The organism is Mesorhizobium sp. PL10 (genome assembly GCF_053714315.1).
This window is the reverse complement of the sequence record NZ_JBSKBR010000014.1, coordinates 87,362-111,291: the sequence shown is the minus strand read 5'-3', so window position 1 is coordinate 111,291 and position 23,930 is coordinate 87,362. Positions and strand designations below refer to the sequence as shown.

The following is a 23,930-nucleotide window of genomic DNA, read 5'->3' as shown; positions in this document are numbered from 1 at the left end:
CTCCTAGCCTGATACCAGAATCGCAAGCACAACCGGCCGGGTCTTCCCGTCCCGGTTTTTCGTGCAAGCCGCTCGCCGAACGGAACTCACAACGATGCCAAGACGCACCGACATCAAGTCGATCCTGATCATCGGGGCCGGCCCCATCGTCATCGGCCAGGCCTGCGAGTTCGACTATTCCGGCACACAGGCCTGCAAGGCGCTGAAGGAAGAGGGTTTCCGCGTCATCCTGGTCAATTCCAATCCGGCCACCATCATGACCGACCCGGAACTGGCCGACGCCACCTATATCGAGCCCATCACCCCGGAGGTCGTCGCCAAGATCATCGCCAAGGAGCGGCCCGACGCGCTGTTGCCGACCATGGGTGGCCAGACCGCGCTCAACACCGCTTTGTCGCTGCGCCGCATGGGCGTGCTCGACCGCTACAATGTCGAGATGATCGGCGCCGACGCCACGGCAATCGACAAGGCCGAGGACCGCGCTTTGTTTCGCGAGGCGATGAAGAAGATCGGCCTTGAAACGCCGAAGTCGATGCTGGCCAACGCCACCGACGTCAAGAACACCGACCGCAAGATGCATGAGGCCGAGCGCGCCGCACTCAAGGCAGAGAAGCCTGCCGATCTCGACGCAGCGCTCGATGCGCTGGAAACCCGCTGGAACCTCGGCGAAGGCGACCGCAAGCAGCGCTACATCAGCCACGGCATGGCGATCGCCGCCCAGGCGCTCGACCATGTCGGCCTGCCCGCCATCATCCGCCCCTCCTTCACCATGGGCGGCACCGGCGGCGGCATCGCCTACAACCGCGCCGAATTCTACGACATCGTCCAGTCCGGCCTCGATGCCTCGCCGACCACCGAAGTGCTGATCGAGGAAAGCGTGCTCGGCTGGAAGGAATATGAGATGGAGGTCGTCCGCGACAGAGCGGACAACTGCATCATCGTCTGCTCGATCGAGAACATCGACCCGATGGGCGTGCACACGGGCGACTCGATCACCGTCGCCCCGGCGCTGACCTTGACCGACAAGGAATACCAGATGATGCGCAACGCCTCGATCGCGGTGCTGCGCGAGATCGGCGTCGAGACCGGCGGCTCGAATGTGCAGTTCGCCGTCAACCCGGCCGACGGCCGGCTGGTGGTGATCGAGATGAACCCGCGCGTCTCGCGCTCTTCCGCTCTCGCCTCCAAGGCGACCGGCTTCCCCATCGCCAAGATCGCCGCGAAACTGGCCGTCGGCTACACGCTGGACGAGCTGGAGAACGACATCACCGGCGGCGCCACGCCCGCCTCGTTCGAGCCGAGCATCGACTACGTCGTCACCAAGATCCCGCGCTTTGCCTTCGAAAAATTCCCCGGCGCCGAGCCGGTGCTGACCACCGCCATGAAGTCGGTCGGCGAGGTGATGGCCATCGGCCGCACTTTTCAGGAGTCTTTGCAGAAGGCTTTGCGCGGTCTCGAGACCGGCCTCACCGGTCTCGACGAGATCGAAATCCCCGGCCTTGGTCATGGCACTGCGCCCGCCAGCCACGTCGACGACCGCAACGCCATTCGCGCCGCTTTGGGCACGCCGACGCCCGACCGGCTGCGCATGGTGGCGCAGGCGATCCGCATGGGCACCTCGCTGGAAGACGTGCACGCCATGTGCAAGATCGACCCGTGGTTCCTCGAACAGATCGCCGGCATTCTCGCCATGGAAGCCCGCATCCGCGAGCACGGCCTGCCGCAGGACGCCGTCAATCTGCGCATGCTGAAGGCGATGGGCTTCTCCGACGCCCGCCTCGCGTCGCTGACGAAGACCGACGCCGAAGTGATTCAGAAGACTCGCGAAAAGCTCGACGTTCATCCGGTTTATAAGCGCATCGATACCTGCGCCGCCGAGTTCGCCTCGCCCACCGCCTACATGTACTCGACCTACGAAGTGCCCTTCGCCGGTGCGCTCGCCAACGAGGCGCAGGTCTCGTCGCGCAAGAAGGTCGTCATCCTCGGCGGCGGTCCGAACCGCATCGGCCAGGGCATCGAGTTCGACTATTGCTGCTGCCATGCCGCCTTTGCGCTGCGCGACGCTGGCTATGAAGCGATCATGATCAACTGCAACCCGGAGACGGTTTCGACCGACTACGACACCTCCGATCGGCTCTATTTCGAGCCGCTGACGGCGGAAGACGTGCTGGAGATCCTGCGCGCCGAGCAGGCGAGCGGAGAACTGGTCGGCGTCATCGTCCAGTTCGGCGGCCAGACGCCGCTGAAGCTCGCAGATGCGCTGGAGAAGGCCGGCATCCCGATCCTGGGGACGTCACCCGACATGATCGATCTCGCCGAAGACCGCGACCGCTTCCAGAAGCTCTTGCACAAGCTGAACCTGACCCAGCCGAAGAACGGCATCGCCTACTCCGTCGAGCAGGCACGCCTCGTCGCCGGTGAGCTCGGCTTCCCGCTGGTCGTGCGCCCGTCCTATGTGCTCGGCGGCCGCGCCATGCAGATCATCCATGACGAAGGCATGCTGCAGACCTATCTGCTCGACACCGTGCCCGGCCTGGTGCCGGAGGACATCAAGCAGAAATACCCCAACGACAAGACCGGCCAGATCAACACGCTGCTCGGCAAGAACCCGCTGCTGTTCGACACCTATCTCTCCGGCGCCATCGAGGTCGATGTCGACTGCCTCTGCGACGGCACGGCGACCTTCGTCTCAGGCATTCTCGAACACATCGAGGAAGCCGGCATCCATTCGGGCGACTCGGCCTGCTCGCTACCGGTGCACGCACTTCCGTCCGACCTCGTCGACGAGCTGGAGCGCCAGACGGCCGCACTTGCCCGCGCGCTCAATGTCGGCGGCCTGATGAACGTGCAGTATGCGATCAAGGACGGCACGGTCTATGTGCTGGAGGTCAACCCGCGTGCGTCGCGCACCGTGCCCTTCGTCGCCAAGACCATCGGGCGTCCGATCGCGAAAATCGCCGCCCGCATGATGGCCGGCGAAAAGCTGGAAGACGCCTTCGCCCATTATGGCGCCATGCCCGACCCGCGCAACCCCGGCCACATCGCGGTCAAGGAAGCCGTCTTCCCCTTCGCCCGCTTCCCCGGCGTCGACATTCTACTCGGCCCGGAAATGCGCTCGACCGGCGAGGTCATGGGCCTCGACCGCGATTTCGCGCTCGCCTTCGCCAAGAGCCAGCTGGGCGCCGGCGTCGACCTGCCCCGTTCCGGCACCCTGTTCGTCTCGGTGCGCGACGAAGACAAGAAAGGCATATTGCCGGCAGTCAAGCGCCTCGCCGGCCAGGGCTTCAAAGTGCTGGCGACCTCAGGCACGCAGCGCTTCCTCGCCGAAAACGGCGTGGTTGCCGAGAAGATCAACAAGGTGCTGGAAGGCCGCCCCCACATCGAAGACGCCATCCGCAACCGCCAGGTCCAGATCGTCTTCAACACCACGGACGGCCAGAAGGCGGTGTCGGATTCGAAATCGCTGCGCAGGGCAACGCTGATGCAGAAGGTGCCGTACTACACGACGCTGTCGGGTGCGGCTGCCGTGGCCGAGGCGATTGCCGCGCTGAAGGCGGGGAGCCTCGAGGTGAGGCCGCTGCAGGAGTATTTTGCGTGAGGAGTTAGTACCTAACGGCTTGTAGCCCGCCTGAACCATGGCTCCAGTGCAGGCGGCTCGCGCACCAAAGGCGTGCACTTAGGTTTTGGTAATTTCACCCTTGCGACGCCAATTCACAACATTTCCGCGACATGCCAGCCCTTCAAACGTGCTTTCTTAACCGAATCGGTCACATGTAAGGTTGACAGAATTATGAGAACAAAGTAAGAACACTTCAACGGAACGTGTCTAAATGTCCTATCAACGGGTTCGAGATCCTCTGCACGATTTAGTGCCGTTCTCGAATTCAGAATTGGAAAGAACGCTATGGAGTGTCATCCAAACTAGGCCATTCCAGCGCCTTCGCAGGGTTAAGCAACTTGGGTTCTCTGACTTGGTCTATCCGGGCGCCTGCCACTCCAGGTTTGCTCATAGTCTTGGAGTTTTCCATACCGCACGACAACTGATGGAGATCATCAAGTCTTCGAAGCTAGAGCAGGAATCTAAACAGCAAAGGGCACTGGCTGCCGCCTTGGTTCATGACCTTGGACATGGCCCTTTCAGTCATGCTTTCGAAAAAGTTGGGAAGCGACTGAATTTAAAGCTGTCAGATCACGAAAATATGAGCGACCTACTTGTTCGCGATAGTGAGGTTTCTGAAAAATTAAACGAACTTGGAAGCGGATTTGCTGATGATGTGGCAAACATCTTAAAGAAGGATGGCGTCAAGACGGTGCATCATGCTGTCGTTTCGAGCCAGTTTGACGCAGATCGTTTAGATTATATGCGCCGTGATCGCCTTATGACGGGCACACAGCATTCTGCGATTGATTTTCCATGGCTCCTGGCAAATTTGGAAATCGGCTCTGTCCCGTTTGGTGTTGATGACACAAAGCTTGGCGAAATAGAGACGTTCGTTTTGGGGCCTAAAGCCATCTACGCGGCAGAGCAATTTATACTTGGTCTATTTCAACTATATCCCACTGTTTATTTTCATAAAACGACACGCGGCGCGGAGAAGATTTTTACAGAGCTTCTTGTGAGAGTTGTAGACCTTGTACGAAGCGGAAACGTTAAGTTAACCGGCCTCCCCAAGAATCATCCAATTGTTGAATTTGCCCGACATCCTGAGAGCATTCCAGCTGCGCTCAACTTGGATGATTCTGTGGTTTGGGGCGCTCTGTCGCTGCTGTCGGAGGCAACTGATGAACTCGTATCTGAGTTCTCAAGGCGCCTCCGAGACCGACAGCTTTACAAATGCTGTGACGTGCGGAACGAGGTCACTCATTCCATTGACCCTAAAGGCGGTGGCGGAGACGAAGTCATTGAAAAGATCGATAAATGCTGCGCCGCGATAAATGAGAAATTGACCGAATGGTCGAAGGTAAATAGCCAGCTTCGGCCAAGGTTATTGTTCGATGATGAGAAGCGATCGCCATATAAGCCAGTAGGTCAATCGAAAGGCCCCTTGGATAGAATTAATATTCGAACTTCCGGCGGGGAGCTTGTGGACTTGGCAGAGCGCTCAAGTGCTGTCGCAGCATTAAAGACATTCAAGCTATATAGAGTTTACATGGATGAAGACGATGTCGATGCGAAAGATATCGTCATCAAAATCGTGAACGAGGAGATACAGAATGTCGCGCGCTGAAGCTCAACGAGCACAGGAGATCGTTCGAGACGCTGGAGGTCGAGTGGTCGGCCGCACGCGCCTGCAAAAGATTGCTTATGTCTTGACAGCATCCGGGTTAGACGACGCGTTTAGGTTTTCCTACAAGCACTATGGGCCTTTTAGTGATGATTTAGCTTCAGCGGCTAGAGAAGCAAAATTACTTGGGATGATCAACGAGACCGAGCAGACGGCTGGCTGGGGCGGTAGTTATTCAATTTTTCAAGTTAACCAAGATGTTCCAGTAGGCGTTCCGCAGGCACGTGTCAGCCTGGCTAGACTAGCAGCTCACGCGGATGCGATAGCACTGGAGTTGGCAGCTACAGCTCTCTTTCTATCAAAGGAAGGAATCGCTGACCCATGGGAAGAGACAGAGCGACGTAAGCCAGAAAAAGCAAATCCGAACCATCTGCTGGCTGCAAGAGAATTGTACCACCAGTTCAGGCAAATCGAAGCTCCGACTCCCTGGCCGAATATTGCGTAACTCAGATAGGCACTTACAGACCCGTTGGCGTGGATACTAAGTCCCAAGAACCATACGAATTTGGGATATCAAGTTGCGGCACCGCTGCACTGAAACCGATCGATCTGCAGTGATCATTGCTGCCATAGCGAAGGTTGCCCGCCTCCCGCGGCGTTTCGCAGCGTGCTTGAGCATCGGTCGAGAAAACCTCACCCCACCGCCACACACTCAATCTCGATATCAAACTCCATCGGCCATGACGCCACCGGCACGAAGGTTCGCGACGGCGGGTTTTCAGGGAAATACCGGGCATAGACCCGGTTGATGGCGCTGTAGAAGCCGGCATTGGCAGCGTAGATGCGCACCATCACCACGTTTTCCAGCGAGGTGCCGGCTGCTTCCAGGCAATGTTTCAGCGCTTTCAGCGACGCCTCGGTCTGGACCTCGATGTCGCCTTTGACCCGTCGGCCGGTCGTGAGATCGAGCGGCGGCGTGCCGGAGACGAAGACCAGCCCGGCGCCCTTGGTCACCAGAGACAGCGGCACGCCCAGCGCACGCACCGCCGCCGACAACACCGGCACTTCGACGATTTCCTTGGTCATGGCGATCCTCCGTGGGTTTGCGGCGAGCTTATCTCGCTCCAGGCTGAACGCCAGCGCCCGGCATTGTCGTCCGGATCTCTCAGTGAGCGCCGGAAAGCCGCCCACCCTCTGCACTATGGGCAATGCATGTGGCGGCGCCAGCCCCCTCTCCGTCCGCTTCGCGGCCACCTCTCCCCCATTTCATGGGGGCGAGGAAATGCCCAACTTGCCTACGCCGCGGACCTTGAGAAGCTTGGGTTCCTCGCCCCCGTGAAGCGGGGGAGAGGTGGCCCGGCGAAGCCGGGACGGAGCGGGGGCTGGCGCCGGCGTGCGCGATTGCCCTACCCCTGCCCCGGATAAGGCGTGCCGTCCTTGTGCAAGAACCGCCCGTCCGAACTCGGGCTCATCATGTCGATGTCGGAGCAGGTGATGACATCGTCGGGATTGCGCGAGCCGACTTCGAGATAGCGCGCCGTCACCGACGAGCGGTTGACCATGTGGTGGCCGTTGCCGCTGTTCTTGGCGAAGGTCGCGCAGTCGCCAGCTTTGAGCAGCGTCTCGCCGCCATCCTCGACCAGCAACAGTTCGCCTTCCAGCACATAGACAAGCTCGTCTTCATGGCTGTGCCAATGGCGCTGGCTCGACCAGCCGCCGGGAGGCAAGGTCATCAGGTTGACGCCGAAATCGGTAAGCCCGCCGGCATCCCCGAGGCGGCGGCGCATTCGGTCAGCGCAAGGGGCGTCGAAGGGCGCGGGGTAGCCGGAGCCTTTGCGGACGGGCACGGATGCTATGTCGATCTTGGGCATGGGGTGCTCCCGAGGGTGATGCCGGCATTGTAGTTCATGGCCGGTGGAGGCACAGGGCCAGGTTTGGGTGTGGGGTTTGCCAGGGGCGAGCGATATCGGACTTGGCACCCTACGGCGCCCCCCTCTGTCCTGACTGTCGAATCCCTAATGCACCGCAGCCACATCCCTGAGATGCATCTCGTGCATGTTCAGCACCTCCAGCGTCTTCTTGGCGAACTCCTTCAGAGCCGGGTCGTCGCCGGACCGGGCGTAGGTGGAAAACATCGCCACGGCCTGCTTGTGCGCCTCGGTCTGCAAGGTGATGTACTTGGCCTGGAAGGCCTCGCCATCCAGCGCCTTGAGCTGGTCGAGCATTGCCTGGTCTTTCGGCAGCAGCGGCGGGCCTTCGGGCTTGATGGATGCCGTGGTCTGGCTCCTTTCCAGCGCCGCCTCGAAATCCTGGCCGGCCTTTGTGTGGTCCTTCACCATCAGCGCGGCGAAATCGGCCACATCGGCCGCGACGCCCTTCTTCTCGGCCATCTTGCTGCTTTCGATCTCGAAGCGGTTGGCGCTTACAAGTGTTTTGGTGAAGGTGGCGGTGTCGACCTTGTTCTCCGACAGCGCCGGCAAGGTGCCGACCGCCTGCTGGGCAAAGGCTGAAGGCGTTCCGGCCAGAAGGGCCAGCATGGCAATGGCGAGATGCGGTTTCATCGAAACGCTCCATGAAAGTGTCCTCGCAGACCCAACGCAGCAGATGCGGTGAGGTTGCCAGCCGCGTCCCTTCTCCTCGCGCGGGAAGAAAGGGAAGCAGGCTTACGACTGCAGCGTGATCTCTCCCTACGGGCGACGAGGCCCCAGCAGAAAGACTGTCATCGTTGCGCTCACGCACGCCACCGCCAACAACGCAACGGCGCCCGAAGAGCTGGGCTTTCGACGCATTGAAACAAGGTTTTCTGAAGCGGGAGCATCTTGAACCAACTCGTCTAGGTCGGACCTGCTTCCATGTCGAACGGAATAGGCGCGGGTCAACTCTGCACCGAGCAGAAAGATTTCTGATGAATAATAGACCCAGAGCAGTATGACGAGCAGCCCTCCGGCCGCACCATACGATGATGCGATCGCACTTGTGCCGATATACCAACCGATAAGCGACTTCCCCAATGTGAACAGAGCGGCGGTCACGACAGCACCGATCCCGACATCCCGCCATTCCAGGGCACGGTCCGGCAGGACCTTGTAGATCGCGGCAAACATCACGGAGATCAGGGAAAAGGAAATCAGGGTGTTGATCGCGCTCAGAACAAATTCGCCGAACGGCAAATGAGCGCTGATCATGTTGCCCAGAGCAGAGATCGCCGCGCTCGCCACCAAAGATACCAGCAACATAAAGCCGAGGGCGGCGACTAGGCCGAGACTTGCCGCACGCGCGCGCAAGAGACGCGACAGCGAACTCCCCTTCGCTTCAACCTTCCATATTGCGTTCAGAGCCTGCTGCATCTCGCCAAACACCGCGGAGGCGGTGACGAGCAAAGTCGCCACGCCGATAATGGCCGCCAGGGTCCCCGATGATTTGCTGGATGCCCCTTCGAGCGCTGTCTGAAGGAGCGCCGCGCTTTCTGCGCCCATCAGCCCCGATATCTGAGCAGACAAAGCCACCTGTGCTGCGTCATGACCAAATGCGATGCCAACTATCGCGACGACAATGATCAGAACCGGGGCCAGCGACGTGGCGGCGTAAAAGGCCATCGCCGCGCCATGACTAAGGGCATTGTCGTTGACAAAGCCAACCACGCTTTCTCGCACCAAGTCCCATACATTGTTAAGTGTGGGTCGCACTTCGAATCCGTGAATGGGGTCGCAAACCGTCTCCTATCAATGCAGCGGATGTTCCGATGTTCCGGCCGACTTGAGCGAGAGCTTCACCAGCGACGCGAAGCGCAGATCAAGGACACTGAAGTCGTGCGAAGGGCCAGCAAGAGCGCGCCACCCTCAATGACAGCACGCCTCGCCATACTGCAGCTGCTCGTGCCAGTTCGGCCGGCCTTCCGGGGTGAAATCCATCAGGTTCCACAGGATCTCGCAGGTGCCGATGGAGCGCGGGTCCTGTCCCGGGTCGGTCGGCGCGAAGTCCAGCTCCGACGACCAGAAATGCCTGATGCCGTCACCATCCTTGTGAAACACCGAAAGCAGCGGAATCTGCGCGCCGTCGGCCGTCTCGGCATTATAGTCACGCTTGAAGCTGTTGCTGGCCGCCGACACCAGCAGCATGTTGCGCCAGCCGCGATCCCGGCCGAGCGTGACCAGATTTTCGAGTGCCGTCTTGGCCACGACGGCGAAGTTGAAGCCGGCCGCTTCCAGGTGGCCGACCGCGCCGTCGAACTGGTCGAGCAGCGCGGTGCAGGACGGGCACGGCTGGTCGGGCCGCGCGAGCTTTGCCGTGCCGCCGCTGGTTGCCACGTCGCGCGTCTCCTGCGGGTGGCGCGGAAACATCATCTGGTAGAGGATCAGCGAATCCTTGCCCGGCGCAAACAGTTCCGACAGTTTTATCCGCGCCGGCCTGCCCTCCGCGTCCAGCCCGTCGAAGACATAATCCTGCGGCACCAGCCCACCTGGCGGCAAAGCGCGGCGGGCAACCGCCACGGCCTCCATGGCGCGGCGCAACTCGATTTCCTTCTGCAGGAGTTTTTCGCGGGCAGTGCGATACTTCGCGGATTCGTTGGGGAAGCTGATCATGATCGTCTCCTTGGCCGTTGCGCCGGCGTCCCGGCTCGGATTGCTTTACGACCCAAGGACGAGCCAGCCCGACCAGCTCCGACATTTTTGATCCGGGAAATGAGCCCGCCTTTGCCGTATTCTTCCCGTCAGCTAAATCTCTGGGGATCAGGGGAGCACACATGGGCGAGCAAAGCACAGAAGAGATCGACCTGCGTTGCCCGCAAGTGGTGGCCGACAACGCCGCCAAGGGGCTGCGGCTGCGTAGAGAATTCGGCCGCGGCGGCACCGAGATCGGCGTTGCCCGCGCCACGGAACTCAAGAACCGCGAAAAGCTGGCGCCCTCCACCATCCGCCGCATGGTCAGCTATTTCGCCCGCCACGAAGTCGACAAGCGCGGCAGGAATTACGGCAATGAAGACAATCCGTCGGCCGGCTATATCGCCTGGCTATTGTGGGGCGGCGACGAGGGCCGCGCCTGGGCGCTCGATCTCAAAAGGACGATCGGCAACGCTCCCGATATCTGAAGGCCAGTCGGAAACGACTGGCGGGCCCCAAACCCCCGCCTGGGACCCGCCAAGGAGTGGCTGAACACATGCCGGTGCAGCCTCTCCACATCAGCCAGTCGTCGATCCGCCATCGGTCGAAAGGCATGGATGGTAGGTAGCATCCGGTTGCAGCGGCCAATGTGAAGCAGTTCACAAATCGAAGGATTTCAACAGCCGCTTCAGCCTTCCCAAGGGACCTGGATCATGCCCAGCCGCTCATAGAGCCTGAGCGCGGCGGCGTTCTCGACCGTGTTGGTCTTGAGGTCGACATGAGGCGCGCCTCGATCGCGAAAGGCATTGAAAGCCTGCCACATCAGCGCCTCGCCAATGCCTTTGCCGCGCGCCTCGGGGTGAACGGCGAGGTCCTTGACGAAGGCCCTCGTCCAGCACAGCGCCGCCGCCGCCAGCCGTCCCTTGGCGTCGATGACCAGGAAACACAGCGCCGGGTCGAATTCGGCATCGCCTGAGATACGCGGCCACCATTCGTCGAACGGTCCGTCGGTGCCGTCGTCGAACACCTCGGCCAAAAGCGCATGCAGGGGCTGCGCGTCGCCATGTTCGAAGCAGCGCATGGCAAAGCCGTCCGGCCAATGCGGTGCAACGATTGTCTCGTCGAGGATCTTGCGCAGCCGGATGTCGTTTGGAGCCGGCGGGCGCGGTTCAGGCATTGCGCTCAGGCGTCGGGCTGCAGCCGGCGCCGCTTGCGGTCGACACCGAGGCCGGTCGCCTCGAGCAGGCCTTTGCGCTTGGCATCGAAATAGTAGCCGGACTGGTAGAGCCAATCGGCCTTCCTGGCGTTGCCGTCGGCACACAGCCAGGCGCCGCGCAGATATTTGACCGCGTATTTCAGATTGGTCTCGGCATCGAACAGGCCCTTGGCCGGGCCGTCATAGCCCATGCCGCGCGCCGTCGCGTGCTTGATCTGCATCAGCCCCCAATGGCCGTTATTGTAGGCCTTGGGGTTGTAGGTGCTTTCGCGGTTGACGACATGGCGCACCAGATCGACCGGCACCTCGTAGAGGGCGGCGTATTTCTGGATCAGCTGGTCGATGTCACCGCGCATGCCGGTTGCACGCTCTTCTGCTGGCGCGGGGCTGAGCGGGGCGGCAGGGAACTGCACCAGGGCAGCCGGATTCTGCGGCCCGACATAGGCCACCTGCTGCACGCCGGGCAAGGTTTTCTCGCCGCCCTTGGCGGTTGCCGGCATGACAAGACCGGCGGTCGTATATGTCTCAGCCGTGACGGACTGTCCCGCCTTGGCGGGCGCAGGCGCCTGCCAGGCGCTGGCGGCCATCACCGCAGGCATGGCCGACGCCGCGGGCGTCGCGCCGGCAAAGGCCGCGGTCGCGGCAGCAGGCTGCGCGGCGGCATCGAGCGCTGGTGTAGCAGGTGTCACTTCGGCTGCCTGGACGGGCGCTATGCCCGAGGATTGCGGCAGCACCGAAACCGCGTCGGGCAGCGGCACGGTGAAGCCGGCATCGCTGCCCACGGCGGTCGCGGTTTCCGTCAGCGCAGGCGTAGCCTTCATCTGCGAAGTCGATTGGCAGCCGCTGAGTGCAGCGGCACCGACGATCACGCAGATCGCAATAAGGTTTAATTTTGCTGGCAAGCCGCGCGGGTCCGGTGTGTCGGGTTGTTAAGAAGTCCTTACACCAGCGATTCCTGGTGAGCAATCGGGGCCATCTGGTGGTTTTCGGGTGGCGAGAGGGAGGTCCAGATGCCATATTGTTCTGCATATGTACCGGTCGGTATGCCGGTTTTCGCCACTTTGCGGAAAGGAGTGCATCATGGAAACGACATCTTCGATCACAGCCGGTCACGCAGTGTTAGAAACAGTGATCGGCTTCATGGGCATCGCCTGGAGCGAAAGGGGCCTGATCCGGCTCTGCCTGCCCGAAAAGAGCCGTGAGGCGGTAGAGCGCCGGCTGATGCGGCATGCCGGAGTTTCAGGCAATACCGACCAGCCGCAATGGGTCGTCGAGCTGATCGCCTCGATCAAGGCCTATGCCTCAGGCGAGGACGTCGATTTCTCCGGTGTGCCGGTCGATTTGGACGGCGTCGACGACTTCCGCCTCGCCATCTACGACGCGGCGCGAAAGCTCGGCTATGGCGAAACAACCACCTATGGCGAACTGGCAAAGCGCGCCGGCCAGCCCGGCCTGCCGCGCGAAACAGGCGCCGCGCTTGGCGCCAACCCGGTACCACTGGTCATCCCGTGCCACCGCATCCTGGCCGCGGGCGGCAAGATCGGCGGCTTCTCCGCGCCCGGCGGCTCGGCCACCAAGGAAAAGATGCTGGCCATGGAAGGCGTGCGCGTCGGCCCGCCGCCGCCGGCGCAGGTCTCGTTCGGGTTCTGAGATTCAGAACCCGACGCGATCTGATGCATGTCGTCCAAAAGTGTGCGGCGGTTTTGGGAGAACGACATGCATCAAAACAGACGTGCATCAAAACAAAGGTCTAAAGCGCGACGCGCTTTAATGCCGGCGCAGGAAGCGCCGGTGGAAATGATCGTTCTCGATCCGCTTGCACAAATAGACCGGGCAGGAATCCGCGTCGGCGCTCGGCACGTAGGCGCGTTTCCTGACCTCGCCGATGTTGCAGAACTGCTGGCTCTGCACATAGCGGTCGAAGAGTGGCAGCCCCGGCACACGTTTCGACTGGTAGCGCAGGATCACAGCGCCCTGGCGGGCGATCGTGCCCTGCACCCTGTCGCAGCTCATACGGGTGGGATCGTAGCGCGAAATCGCCTGCGCTTCGGCGGCCACCAGCGTCATGCAGACAGCCAGCAGAATGGTTTTCACGACGGTTTTCATGCTTGCCTCCCAAAACCGGACTAACGCCGTGGGGCGCTCCGATCTTCCCGATTGCTCAACGCTTTCATGCGATTGGGGCGGCCTTTGGGCGGCGCCATGGTCGCGCCTTTTTTCGAGCCGTCTTGTTTTTGGTGCAAAACCTGCCTATATCAGGTCCATTGATATTTCGGCCGATCGATCCGGGCCTCGCGATCTTCGCGTTTGCTGACGTCTATCTCCAAAATCTCGATACACACCGGCTGAACCTTGGTTCGGTCAAACCAAAGCAAATGCGAGGACTATTCATATGGCAACTGGTACGGTCAAGTGGTTCAACGCCACCAAGGGCTTCGGCTTCATTCAGCCTGATTCGGGCGGCGCGGACGTTTTCGTCCACATCTCCGCTGTCGAGCGCGCTGGACTGTCGACCCTGGTCGAAGGCCAGAAGATCAACTTCGAGATCGAGCAGGACCGCCGCACAGGCAAGTCGTCCGCTGGTTCTCTGAGCAAGGCAGCCTGATTTTGCGATAGCGCGCGCCGGACGAGAGTTCGGGGCGCGCGGCAAGTCACGGATGTACTGACAGTCGCGCGAGAAGCGCGTTGGAGTGGAAAGACCCGACAAGCTGGATCAGCAGATAGCTGCCAGCCCGGACTTAAAAACTCCGATCAGGCTACCGAAAATGGGAAGGCGGGATTTATCCCGCCTTTTTGTTTGTCTGGGTTCAGCCTCCTTCTCCCCGTTGAACGGGGAGAAGGACGAACATCAGCGCCGCAGATGCAACGGCACAACCTTGTTGTCAGCGCCCAGCAGCGCTTCGATCGACAGCGGCTGCTGGTTGAAGAGCGTACCGGCGAGCGCTGGTCGGCCGAGATGAAACCCCTGCAGCAGGTCGGCACCGCCATCCAGCGCGACGCGCAGGTGCACGGGTTGCTCGATGCCTTCGACCAGCACCTTGGCGCCGCGATCGTGCAGCGACGAGACGAGCGGCCGGAAGAAGCGCTCGGCGGCAGTGTGGCGGCAGAATTCAGCGAACCAGCCGCCGTCGATCTTGACGATATCCGGTTGGAGCAGGTTCATCCGCTCCGCGGTCGAATGGCCAGTACCGAAATCGTCGATGGCGATGCGAACGCCGTCGCGCCGCATCTCGCGCACCAGCGGAGCCAGCACATGATCGTCGGCGGCCTGCTCGGTGATTTCGCAGACCAGCATGCCGGCTTGCAAGTCGAGATCGCCGAGATGCCGGGTCATCAGCCGGATCTCGGCCAGCGCCCGCCCGAGATGGTCGTTGATCATCGGGTTGTAGTTGAAGAACAGGTCGAGCCCGTCGACGCCGATGTTGCGGAAGTTCCTCAGATGCAGCATCCGGCACATCGTCTCGACAAACAGGCGGTCGCCCGCCGCGACGCTGTCGAAGAACACGGCCGGCGCAACCGGCATGGCCGCGCGGTGCGGTTCGATCAGCGCCTCTACCGCGACCGCGGCGAGTGCGCCGCCGCGTGGCGCAAAGATCGGCTGGTAGGCGGTCTTCAGCCGAAACGCGCCATAGACGCCGTATTCGATGCCGACCTCGTCGGCGAAGATCGCATCGCCGACATCGCGCCGCCGCTCGCGCTGCCCGGTCATGGCCCGGTCCTGCGCCCGAACACCCTGCCCGGCCGCGCTGAAGCGGTTTTGCCGGCAGGTGCCTTGACTGGCTCGGTCGCCGCAACAGGTAGCTGCGCATCCTTGCCGAAAACGCGAAAACTGGTCGGCGCCAGTTCCGGCTTTGCCAGCACGAAACCCTGCACCATCGAGGCGCCCGATTTCTCGGCCAGTTCAAGCTGCCAACCCTCCTCGATACCCTCGAAAACGGTGCGGATGCCTTGCTGTTCGAAGTTCGTCACCATGGTGGTCAACAAGGCAAAGCCGGCGCCGGACTCCATCAGCTGCGTGATCCAGTGCGCATCGAATTTGACGATATCCGGCTTGAGTTCCTTGATGCGGTGGATGTCGGATTCATCGGCGCCATAGTCGTCGACGGCAATGCGGAAGCCATTGGCCCGCAGCGCCTCGACGAAGCTGTAAAGCGTTTCCTGCGACGCCGACTTCTGCTCGGTCACCTCGCACACGATGCGGCGCGGATCGATCCCGGCCTCGTACAGCACCAGCCGCATGTCGCGCAGCGCGTTGTCGACGATGGAGCGCTCGGTGAACACCGACGGGTCGAAATTGATGAAGATCGAGGCCTCTTGCGGCAGGCAGGCGCCGGCGTTGAGCAAATGCAGCGTGCGCGTCAGCGCCTCGATATGCAGGCGCTCGCCAGCCGGACAGGTCGAGAAGAAATTCATCGGCGATTGCGGCTCGCCGTCGCGGAACGGCCGGATCAGCCCCTCGAACGCCACCATCGACAATTTCCCCTCTTTGAAGGCGAAGATCGGCTGGAAGGCGCTTTGCAGCGTATAGATACCCCAGACACCTGACGAGGTGCCGTCATCGTTATGGATGATGTGGGCAAGCCCGATGCTGCGCGACAAGGGTCCCTCGCTCCGCGAGACAGGCGAAATTGCTGGCGATCCTGCCGTCAAAGGTTTTAGCGGCCGTTGATGAATTTATTCTTGCCGCGGATACGCCGCATGGATTGCAAGGTCCCAAGCGCGGACGAAGCCCGGAATACGCAGTGTTCCAAAAGCCGATCTTCACAGGTCCTTGACCCCTGGCTCATCCGACAATGCTTGCACTTGGCGGGTTGATGCGACATGAGAAGCGCCGCAGCTGTTCCCGCTGCGTCGACCCCTCTGGAGACATCTGGTCATGGCCTTTCTTGCCGACGCTCTTTCCCGCGTGAAGCCTTCCGCTACCATCGCGGTGACGCAGAAAGCCCGCGAGCTGAAAAATGCCGGCCGTGACATTATCGGCCTCGGCGCCGGCGAACCGGATTTCGATACGCCCGACAACATCAAGAATGCGGCGATCGAGGCGATCCGCCGTGGCGAGACCAAATACCCGCCGGTTTCGGGCATCGTGCCGCTGCGCGAGGCGATCGCCAAAAAATTCAAGCGCGAGAACAATCTCGACTACAAGCCCGAGCAGACCATTGTCGGCACTGGCGGCAAGCAGATCCTGTTCAACGCTTTCATGGCGACGTTGAACCCCGGCGACGAGGTCATCATCCCTCGCCCCTACTGGGTCAGCTATCCCGAAATGGTGGCGATCTGCGGCGGCACCTCGGTGTTTGCCGACACCTCGATCGAGAATGGTTTCAAATTGACTCCCGCAGTGCTGGAGAAGGCGATCACGCCGAAGACCAAATGGCTGCTGATGAACTCGCCGTCGAACCCGTCGGGCGCCGCCTATACGGAAGCGGAACTGCGCGCGCTGGCCGATGTGCTCTTGAAGCACCCGCATGTCTGGACGCTGACCGACGACATGTACGAGCACCTGACCTATGGCGACTTCGTCTTCAAGACCATCGTCGAGGTCGAGCCGACGCTTTACGAGCGCACGCTGACCATGAACGGCGTGTCGAAAGCCTATGCCATGACCGGCTGGCGCATCGGCTATGCGGCGGGTCCCGTGCAGTTGATCAAGGCGATGGACATGATCCAGGGCCAGCAGACGTCCGGCGCCTGCACCATCGCGCAATGGGCTTCCGTCGAGGCGCTCAATGGCCCGCAGGATTTCGTCGCCAGGAACAAGGCGATCTTTCAAGGGAGGCGCGACCTCGTCGTGTCGATGCTCAACCAGGCGCGCGGCATCACCTGCCCCTCGCCGGAAGGCGCTTTCTATGTCTATCCGTCCTGCGCCCAGCTGATCGGCAAGAAGACCAAGGCCGGCAAGGTCATCGACACCGACGAGGCTTTTTGCTCGGAACTGCTTGAGGCCGAGGGTGTCGCGGTGGTGTTCGGCTCGGCCTTCGGCCTCGGCCCCAACTTCCGCATCTCCTACGCGACGTCGGAGACGCTGCTGGAGGAAGCCTGCACGCGCATCCAGCGCTTCACCGCATCGCTGACCTGATCCTGTCCGTGCTCACAGAAAACCCGGCGTCGCCGCCGGGTTTTCTGTTGGCGCCTCATGCCTCCTGCTCGGGCATGGGCGTCGGCGAAGAGTTCGTGCATGCCGGTTTCGCCGGCCATGCGTTCAGCCGCCATATTGTTCAGGGGTTACCGCTTCCATCCAGTCGGCATGGACGCCGTCCAGCGCCTCCTGCATGGCGACATGGGTCATCGTCGTTTTCGGACCTGCACCGTGCCAGTGCTTCTCACCGGGCTCGAACGAGATGGTGTCGCCGGCCCTGATCTCCTGGATCGGCCCGCCCCATGTCTGCGCAAGTCCGGCGCCGGCAGTGACATAGAGTGTCTGGCCGAGCGGATGCGTGTGCCAGTGGGTGCGCGCGCCGGGCTCGAAGCTGACCAGCGTGGCGCGCAGCCGCGCCGGCGCTTCCTTCTCGATGATCGGCGTCTGCAACACGCGGCCGGTGAAATATTTGTCGGGGGCGATGATGGTCGGCACGCTGCCGCAGGCAATGATCTTCATCTGGCGATCCTCAATCCGGCAAACCTTGCCCCTGCTGCCTACCACCCCAGCCGCGGCCAGAACAGACCTGCGCGACCGCGATAGGCCTGATAGTCGCCGGCCAGCGGCGTGCGCGAAAACTTCTTCTCTTCGCCGAGCGCCGCAAACACATAGATGATGACAATTCCGGCGACCGGCACCACCGCCCAGATCGACCAGGTCGCGATCCCCCATCCGATCCAGAAGATGATGTAGGACGTATAGAACGGGTGGCGGACATAGCCGTAGGGGCCGTCGGTCAGCAGGCTGTGCGGATCGTTGGGCGCGAAGGCGAAGCGCAGCCGCGCCTTGCGCGACGTGGCAATCGCCCACCAGAACAGGGCAGAGCTTGCCAGTTCGACGGCGAGCCCGGTGAGCTTTGCCGAAACCGGCTGCGATTGGATCCACAGTATGGCCAGAAAGAACAGCGCCGTGGCGATCACAGCCGCCGATATCACCATCGCCCCTGTGGACATGGCCGGCAAATGGAAATGCGCCCGCATCGACCAGACGTACTGGCCAAGCGTCGCGATGCTGCAGATCGAGACAAGAAGATCGAGGACTGGTTCCATTGTCGAGATTCCGCGGTGGTTGCCCTGGACCCGGCAGTCAAGCCGGCGGTCGATTTCTAGCAATCCTTTCTTAACCACATGTTTAAAGAACATATAGATCCCCCCATGCGATGTTGGCCTTCAGGCAAATCTGAAGGTCTAATCCAGCATGAGCGTCACTGACCGCACCATCCGCACGCCGCAGGCCGATTTGCGCCTCAGCCAGTCGTCGGGATCCGGCATGCCCATCGTCATGATCCATGGCTCAGGCAGTTCGCGCGCCGTGTTTGCCCGTCAGTTCGACAGTCCGCTCGCCGATGCCCACCGGCTTATCGCCTTCGACCTTCCCGGCCATGGCGAGTCCTCCGATGCCCGCGACCCGGCAACCGCTTATACGGTTACCGGTCTCGCGCAGACGACGGCCCGCCTTCTCGATTTGCTGGGCATTGACCGTGCCATCATCTTCGGCTGGTCGCTCGGCGGCCATGTGGCGATCGAGCTTGCCAGCTTCCATCATGCTGTCGGCGGCCTGGTGCTGACCGGAGCACCGCCGGTGTCGAGAGGACCGCTCGGCATGCTGCGCGGCTTTCACGCAAACTGGGACATGCTGCTCACCTCCAAGAAGGTCTACTCGGAACGCGACATCGAGCGCTTTGAGGCGCTTTGCTTCGGCGACACCGCAAGTCCGTCTTTCCGCGAAGCCATAAGGCGCACCGACGGCAGGCTTCGCGCAGGCGTGGCGCGCAGCATGTTTGCCGGCAAGGGCGCCGACCAGAAACAGGTGGTCGAACACGCCTCATTTCCCGTCGCGGTGATCAATGGCGAGCATGACCCGCTGGTGCGGCTGAGCTACTTCGAGACGGTGGCCTACGCCTCGCTATGGGAGCAGTGCCATGTCATCCCGGACGCCGGCCATGCACCTTTCTGGGAACAGCCGGAGCTGTTCAACCCGCTGCTGTCGCGCTTTGCCGAGACAGTGGTGAAGCAGAGCGCGGCCAGGCCGGCTAGCCGCACCCAAGCCCGCTGAAAATCTCCCGACGGTTCTGATCCCGGCTCTCGCTGGTCCGCCTGACTACCGCGCATTTCTATTTTCCTTGCCCTGCCGGCTAACCCGTGGGACGATGGGTTTGGGCAGGAGGCTAAACGAAAATAACCCGCCCGCGACGGTCGAACAGGCCGGCCGCCGCTCACGACAGGGTGCGATCGGCGCAAAACCGTTTCCACTTTTGCTGATCGCAACCCAAGGGCAAACGCCTGAGTGGAGGTCAGCCATGAGTACTCGCGCCGGAGGACGACGCACGGGACCGAAATGCATTGCCATAGTCGGTCCCTTTGCAAGCGGTAAGACGACACTTCTCGAAGCCATCCTCGCCCGTACAGGCGCCATACCCCGCCAAAATCCCGTTTCATCGGGAAGCACCGTTTCCGATCATTCGCCCGAGGCTCGGGCGCACGCCATGAGCGTCGAGGCTACCTTTGCCACCACCGAATTCATGGGCGAGCAACTCACCTTCGTCGACTGTCCCGGATCGATCGAATTTTCCTTCGAGGCCGAACCGGTGCTGGCCGCCTGCGACATCGCCGTGGTCGTCGCCGAGGCCGATGAGAAGAAGATCCCCGCCTTGCAGCTCATCATGCGCAAGCTCGACGATCTCGGCGTGCCGCGCATCCTGTTCCTCAACAAGGTCGACAAGGCGATCGCCGGTGTGCGCGACACGCTGAAGATGCTGCAGCCGACGAGCGCGGCGCCACTGCTGCTGCGCCAGATTCCGCTGCGCAAGGACAACGTGGTCATCGGTTCGATCGACCTGGCGCTGGAGCGCGCCTACATCTACCGCGAATATGCCGAAAGCCAGGTCGCCGAAATACCGGGCGACGAAAAGGCGCGCGAACTGGAAGCCCGCTTCTCCATGCTTGAGACCCTTGCCGATCATGACGATCAGTTGATGGAGCAGCTGCTGGAGGAGATCGAGCCGCCGAAAGACGCGGTGTTCGACGATCTCTCCGCCGACCTGCGCGCCGGCGCCATAACCCCGGTGCTGATCGGCACCGCTGAAAAGGGCAATGGCGTGCTGCGCCTGTTGAAGGCGATCCGCCATGACGCACCGGATGTCGAGGCCACCCGACAACGGCTCGGTGTCCCCGAAGGCAATCAGACCGTCGTCCAGGTGATGAAGACCATCCACACCGCGCATGGCGGCAAGCTGTCGGTGTCGCGCGTGCTCTCCGGCCAGATCGCCGATGCCGCTGAGCTTTATTTGTCGAACGGCGAGACGGCGAAGGTCTCCGGCATCTACAAGATGCTCGGCAAGGACCAGTCCAAGCTCACGTCGGCCAAGGCCGGCGACACGGTGGCCCTGGGCAAGCTGGACGAGGTCAAGACCGGCCAGACGTTGAGCTCCACCAAGGGGGGCATCAAGCCGCTGGTCACGCTGGCGGCGCCGCAACCCGTCTTTGCTTTCGCCCTGCGGCCGAAGGAGCGCAAGGACGAGGTCAAGATGTCGGCGGCCATCCAGCGTCTGGCCGAGGAAGATCCCTCGCTCAGCCTGCGCCACAACCAGGACTCGGCAGAGACCGTGCTGTCAGGCCACGGCGAGATGCATCTGCGGGTCGTGCGCGAGCGGCTGGAAGGCAAGAACCAGATCCCGGTCGAAGGCCATGCCCCTGCCGTCCCCTACCGCGAGACCATCCGCAAGACGGTGCAGCAGCGCGGCCGTCACAAGAAGCAGTCCGGCGGCCATGGCCAGTTCGGCGATGTGGTGATCGAGATAAAGCCGCTGCCGCGTGGTTCCGGCTTCCAGTTCTCGGACACCATCACCGGCGGCGTCGTGCCCAAGACCTATATCCAGTCGGTCGAGACCGGCGTGCGCGATTATCTCAAATCCGGCCCGCTCGGCTTCCCTGTCGTCGATGTCGCCGTCAACCTCTCCGACGGCTCCTACCATGCCGTCGATTCCTCCGACATGGCCTTCCAGATGGCGGCCAAGCTGGCGATGAAGGAAGGCATGGCGGCCTGTTCGCCTGTGCTGCTCGAGCCGGTAATGAAGGTCGAGATTGTCACCCCGTCCGAAGCCACGTCGAAGATCATTGCGCTGATCCCGCAAAGGCGCGGCCAGATCCTCGGCTACGACGCGCGGCCCGACTGGCCGGGATGGGATGTCGTCGAGGCGACCATGCCGCAGGCCGAGATCGGCGATCTGATCATCGAACTGCGCTCGGCAACCGCCGGCGTCGCCAGCTATCGCTGTGCCTTCGATCATATGGCGGAGCTTACCGGACGGTTGGCCGACGAGGCGATGAACGCCAACGGCAAGGCCGCGTAGAACAATGAGCTAGAGCGGTTCAGCGTTTCAGTGAAACGGTGAACTGCTCTGAAGGCCGCATCTGATCCGCACAAAAAACGGCGTCCGGATGATCCCGACGCCGTTTTTTGTGCGGACCGTCTTCTTGGGAGGAAAACGGCAGGTCCGCCGCATGTATCCGCCGCGCCATACGGCACTGGCAGAAGAATAGGTTCGGACGCGGTAGCCGCCTGAGCCCGGATCTTCCGAGTGATGCCCCCATCTCCCGGACGAACCACACCGCGTCCTATGATCTACTTAAACGATGAATCGCGCCTGCGACAGGTTACCCGAGGTTACATGTCACTGTTACGCGGCAATTCTGATCGGTTTTTTCGCCTGCTGAGGCAGGCCCTTAAAACAAAAAAGCCGGATCAACGAAGATCCGGCTGAGTTTGATTGGAAGTGCCTGTTAAGGCTAACCTCCAGAGGGGAACACTCGAGGGCGCTAATGGGAGGAGAACGCGCCCAGGAGATGATCTATATATGTGCTGATCATGCCCAAGAAACAAGCATCTATTTTGCAACACACGCATGCAAAAAGGCGCAGGCTGTGGTCTAACCCATTTCAGAGGCCGATAGGACCAGAAAAAGACTTCAAATGGCCTGTGCGACCGGCCTATGGCCGTCACAAAACCATCATGGCCCTGATTTTCGCGCCGAAATGCGAAAATGCCAAGTGACACGGAATCAGGCAGAGCGCGTTTATTTTTGCGGCACCGGCCAGAATCAGAACGCCCGGCCGTCGGCAAGGAGACCTGAAATGCGGACACCGCAGGCGATCGCCGGCAGCGCGGTCTTCTTCATCGCAGCGCCTTGCGTCGTCGCCGGTGTGGTGCCCTGGCTGCTGGCGGACCACTACCGTCTGCCGCTGTCGACGGTACCCGGCTTCGTCCCTGTTGGCGGAATCCTGATCGTCGCGGCCATCGCCCTGCTCATCCATTCCTTCGCCCGCTTCGCGCTCGAAGGGCTTGGCACGCCGGCACCTGTCGCGCCCACGGAAAAGCTGGTGATCGGCGGCGCCTACCGCCATGTTCGCAACCCGATGTATGTCGCCGTGCTGTCGATCATCGTCGGCCAGGCGCTAATGTTTTCGAGCTGGCCCGTCGTTGCCTATGCCGCTATCGGCGCGGTCGTCATGAGCTCCTTCGTCAAGTTCTACGAAGAGCCGACGCTCGCCAGCCGCTACGGCGCCGAATACGAGACCTACCGCCGCAACGTCCCCGGCTGGCTGCCGCGGCTGACGCCGTGGCGGGGACAATTGAGCGCCAGGGCATGTTGAGATTCAGGTCAGAATGAGCCGAGAATGGTGGCATCCGAGAACCGGAGCGGAGCATACTCAAGTACGTGAGCACCGGAAGCGCAGGAAGCCATCATTCGCAGGCCGGCCTCACCTGAATATCGACGTGCCCCTAGAACGACCAGCTGCGTGCTTTCGCGATGATGAAATCGCGGAACACGTGCAGCTTGGCCTGGTTCTTCATCGCGTCGGGATAGGCGAAATAGGTGTCGAAGGACGGCACCTCGGTCTCCGGCAGCAGCTGCACCAGATCGGAGTCCTTGGAGATCACATAATCGGGCAGCATGGCGATGCCGGCGCCGCCCTGCACGGCGCGCTTGATCGACAGGATGTCGTTGATCTGCAGCGTCGGCACCCTTTGCCCGCCCTCGAAATCGCCGATTGTCTCGAGCCAGTTCAGCTCCGACAGATGTGACGGCACCGGCACGCCGAAGGTGACGATGCGATGGTTCTTCAGATCGGCGACCGAGGTCGGCTTGCCGTGTTTGCCGACATAGGCCGGCGAGGCATAGAGGTGGAAATGCACGGTGAACAGGCGGCGCTGGATCAGATCGGGCTGCTGCGGCTGGCGCAACCGGATCGCGCAATCGGCCTGGCGCATCGTAAGGTCGAGTTCCTCATTGGCGAGGATCAACTGCAGGCTGATTTCCGGATAGAGCTCGATGAACTCCTGCACCCGCTCCGTCAGCCAGCCGGCGCCAAGCCCGACAGTGGTCGTCACCCTGAGCACGCCGGACGGCCGGTCCTTGGCCTCGGTCAGCCGCGACTTGATGGTCTCAAGCTTCATCAGCACGTCATGCGCAGTGCGGAACAGCATCTCGCCCTGCTCGGTCAGCACCAGGCCGCGGGCATGGCGGTTGAACAGCGGCACGCCGACATCATGTTCGAGCGCACTGACCTGGCGTGAAATCGCCGATTGCGACAGATGCAATGTCTCGGCGGCATGGGTGAACGACCCAGCCTCCGCCGCAGCGTGAAACACGCGAAGCTTGTCCCAGTCCAACGCCATTGAGTTCCCCTCGTTCTGTTTTTGGCGTCTGAATGAAAAATCAGGCTTTTGAACGGCTTGCTCTGCCGTCT

At 61.7% G+C, this 23,930-nt stretch carries 24 protein-coding genes; 11 read left to right on the top strand and 13 right to left on the bottom strand.

Going from position 1 to position 23,930, the window contains the following annotated elements:
* Window positions 1-94 precede the first annotated feature (94 nt).
* The 3 genes from carB to ACWGTO_RS22285 all read left to right on the top strand — a co-directional run bounded on the left by carB (window position 95) and on the right by ACWGTO_RS22285 (window position 5,730).
* Entirely contained in the window at window positions 95-3,598 is a 3,504-nt protein-coding gene (carB, locus tag ACWGTO_RS22295) for a carbamoyl-phosphate synthase large subunit (protein ID WP_454576958.1), read from the top strand.
* A 232-nt stretch (window positions 3,599-3,830) separates the two neighbouring features.
* Window positions 3,831-5,228, top strand: a complete 1,398-nt coding sequence (locus tag ACWGTO_RS22290) for an HD domain-containing protein (protein WP_454576957.1) — start codon at window positions 3,831-3,833, stop codon at window positions 5,226-5,228.
* Window positions 5,215-5,730, top strand: a complete 516-nt coding sequence (locus ACWGTO_RS22285) for a hypothetical protein (RefSeq protein ID WP_454576956.1) — start codon at window positions 5,215-5,217, stop codon at window positions 5,728-5,730. Before ACWGTO_RS22290 ends, ACWGTO_RS22285 begins: the two co-directional genes overlap by 14 nt.
* 188 nt (window positions 5,731-5,918) lie before the next feature.
* Here ACWGTO_RS22285 and ACWGTO_RS22280 read toward each other — a convergent pair whose 3' ends face one another.
* From ACWGTO_RS22280 to ACWGTO_RS22260, 5 genes are all read right to left on the bottom strand, one after another.
* A complete protein-coding gene (locus tag ACWGTO_RS22280) occupies window positions 5,919-6,311 on the bottom strand; it encodes a RidA family protein (protein ID WP_454576955.1) in 393 nt (130 codons plus the stop codon).
* 320 nt (window positions 6,312-6,631) lie between these two features.
* A complete protein-coding gene (locus ACWGTO_RS22275) occupies window positions 6,632-7,096 on the bottom strand; it encodes a cupin domain-containing protein (protein ID WP_454576954.1) in 465 nt (154 codons plus the stop codon).
* 144 nt (window positions 7,097-7,240) lie between these two features.
* Complete coding sequence (locus tag ACWGTO_RS22270; protein WP_454576953.1) at window positions 7,241-7,786, bottom strand: DUF4142 domain-containing protein; 546 nt, start codon at window positions 7,784-7,786, stop codon at window positions 7,241-7,243.
* A 126-nt stretch (window positions 7,787-7,912) separates the two neighbouring features.
* Window positions 7,913-8,866: a YihY/virulence factor BrkB family protein gene (locus ACWGTO_RS22265; protein ID WP_454576952.1), complete on the bottom strand. Its 954-nt coding sequence runs from the start codon at window positions 8,864-8,866 to the stop codon at window positions 7,913-7,915.
* Between the two features lie 198 nt (window positions 8,867-9,064).
* Window positions 9,065-9,808 carry a DUF899 family protein gene (locus ACWGTO_RS22260; RefSeq protein WP_454576951.1) on the bottom strand — a complete coding sequence of 248 codons (744 nt, stop codon included), beginning with the start codon at window positions 9,806-9,808 and terminating at the stop codon, window positions 9,065-9,067.
* 161 nt (window positions 9,809-9,969) lie between these two features.
* Here ACWGTO_RS22260 and ACWGTO_RS22255 point away from each other — a divergent pair, with 161 nt between their 5' ends.
* Window positions 9,970-10,314 (top strand): hypothetical protein, encoded by a 345-nt coding sequence (locus ACWGTO_RS22255; protein ID WP_454576950.1) that lies wholly within the window; start codon window positions 9,970-9,972, stop codon window positions 10,312-10,314.
* A 200-nt stretch (window positions 10,315-10,514) separates the two neighbouring features.
* Here the strand turns inward: ACWGTO_RS22255 and ACWGTO_RS22250 are convergent, their stop codons facing one another.
* Window positions 10,515-11,003: a GNAT family N-acetyltransferase gene (locus tag ACWGTO_RS22250; protein WP_454576949.1), complete on the bottom strand. Its 489-nt coding sequence runs from the start codon at window positions 11,001-11,003 to the stop codon at window positions 10,515-10,517.
* 5 nt (window positions 11,004-11,008) lie between these two features.
* Window positions 11,009-11,944, bottom strand: coding sequence for a transglycosylase SLT domain-containing protein (locus ACWGTO_RS22245; RefSeq protein WP_454576948.1), 936 nt, complete (start codon window positions 11,942-11,944; stop codon window positions 11,009-11,011).
* A gap of 178 nt (window positions 11,945-12,122) precedes the next feature.
* Between ACWGTO_RS22245 and ACWGTO_RS22240 the strand changes: the two genes are divergently transcribed.
* Window positions 12,123-12,692, top strand: coding sequence for a methylated-DNA--[protein]-cysteine S-methyltransferase (locus ACWGTO_RS22240; RefSeq protein WP_454576947.1), 570 nt, complete (start codon window positions 12,123-12,125; stop codon window positions 12,690-12,692).
* A gap of 117 nt (window positions 12,693-12,809) precedes the next feature.
* Here the strand turns inward: ACWGTO_RS22240 and ACWGTO_RS22235 are convergent, their stop codons facing one another.
* Entirely contained in the window at window positions 12,810-13,136 is a 327-nt protein-coding gene (locus ACWGTO_RS22235) for a hypothetical protein (protein WP_454577017.1), read from the bottom strand.
* Window positions 13,137-13,434: 298 nt separating this feature from the next.
* Here ACWGTO_RS22235 and ACWGTO_RS22230 point away from each other — a divergent pair, with 298 nt between their 5' ends.
* Window positions 13,435-13,647 carry a cold-shock protein gene (locus ACWGTO_RS22230; RefSeq protein WP_015316174.1) on the top strand — a complete coding sequence of 71 codons (213 nt, stop codon included), beginning with the start codon at window positions 13,435-13,437 and terminating at the stop codon, window positions 13,645-13,647.
* A 243-nt stretch (window positions 13,648-13,890) separates the two neighbouring features.
* Here the strand turns inward: ACWGTO_RS22230 and ACWGTO_RS22225 are convergent, their stop codons facing one another.
* Complete coding sequence (locus ACWGTO_RS22225; RefSeq protein WP_454576946.1) at window positions 13,891-14,751, bottom strand: EAL domain-containing protein; 861 nt, start codon at window positions 14,749-14,751, stop codon at window positions 13,891-13,893.
* The gene (locus ACWGTO_RS22220) at window positions 14,748-15,641 is read right to left on the bottom strand and encodes an EAL domain-containing protein (protein WP_454576945.1); all 894 of its coding nucleotides are present in this window, start codon (window positions 15,639-15,641) and stop codon (window positions 14,748-14,750) included. The genes ACWGTO_RS22225 and ACWGTO_RS22220 overlap by 4 nt, the downstream gene beginning before the upstream one ends.
* 29 nt (window positions 15,642-15,670) lie before the next feature.
* Here ACWGTO_RS22220 and ACWGTO_RS22215 point away from each other — a divergent pair, with 29 nt between their 5' ends.
* Window positions 15,671-15,817: a hypothetical protein gene (locus tag ACWGTO_RS22215; RefSeq protein ID WP_454576944.1), complete on the top strand. Its 147-nt coding sequence runs from the start codon at window positions 15,671-15,673 to the stop codon at window positions 15,815-15,817.
* Between the two features lie 101 nt (window positions 15,818-15,918).
* Entirely contained in the window at window positions 15,919-17,121 is a 1,203-nt protein-coding gene (locus ACWGTO_RS22210) for a pyridoxal phosphate-dependent aminotransferase (RefSeq protein WP_454576943.1), read from the top strand.
* A 123-nt stretch (window positions 17,122-17,244) separates the two neighbouring features.
* On the opposite strand, the gene ACWGTO_RS22205 is transcribed toward ACWGTO_RS22210, so the two are convergent.
* Window positions 17,245-17,640, bottom strand: coding sequence for a (R)-mandelonitrile lyase (locus ACWGTO_RS22205; RefSeq protein ID WP_454576942.1), 396 nt, complete (start codon window positions 17,638-17,640; stop codon window positions 17,245-17,247).
* 38 nt (window positions 17,641-17,678) lie between these two features.
* On the bottom strand, window positions 17,679-18,230 hold the full coding sequence (locus tag ACWGTO_RS22200) for a methyltransferase family protein (RefSeq protein ID WP_454576941.1): 552 nt from the start codon (window positions 18,228-18,230) through the stop codon (window positions 17,679-17,681).
* A gap of 148 nt (window positions 18,231-18,378) precedes the next feature.
* Between ACWGTO_RS22200 and ACWGTO_RS22195 the strand changes: the two genes are divergently transcribed.
* The 3 genes from ACWGTO_RS22195 to ACWGTO_RS22185 all read left to right on the top strand — a co-directional run bounded on the left by ACWGTO_RS22195 (window position 18,379) and on the right by ACWGTO_RS22185 (window position 22,832).
* The gene (locus tag ACWGTO_RS22195; RefSeq protein WP_454576940.1) at window positions 18,379-19,236 is read left to right on the top strand and encodes an alpha/beta fold hydrolase; all 858 of its coding nucleotides are present in this window, start codon (window positions 18,379-18,381) and stop codon (window positions 19,234-19,236) included.
* 244 nt (window positions 19,237-19,480) lie between these two features.
* Entirely contained in the window at window positions 19,481-21,532 is a 2,052-nt protein-coding gene (locus ACWGTO_RS22190) for an elongation factor G (protein ID WP_454576939.1), read from the top strand.
* 781 nt (window positions 21,533-22,313) lie between these two features.
* Entirely contained in the window at window positions 22,314-22,832 is a 519-nt protein-coding gene (locus tag ACWGTO_RS22185; RefSeq protein WP_454576938.1) for a methyltransferase family protein, read from the top strand.
* Between the two features lie 130 nt (window positions 22,833-22,962).
* Here ACWGTO_RS22185 and ACWGTO_RS22180 read toward each other — a convergent pair whose 3' ends face one another.
* On the bottom strand, window positions 22,963-23,859 hold the full coding sequence (locus ACWGTO_RS22180) for a LysR family transcriptional regulator (RefSeq protein ID WP_142869168.1): 897 nt from the start codon (window positions 23,857-23,859) through the stop codon (window positions 22,963-22,965).
* Between the last annotated feature and the right edge of the window lie 71 nt (window positions 23,860-23,930).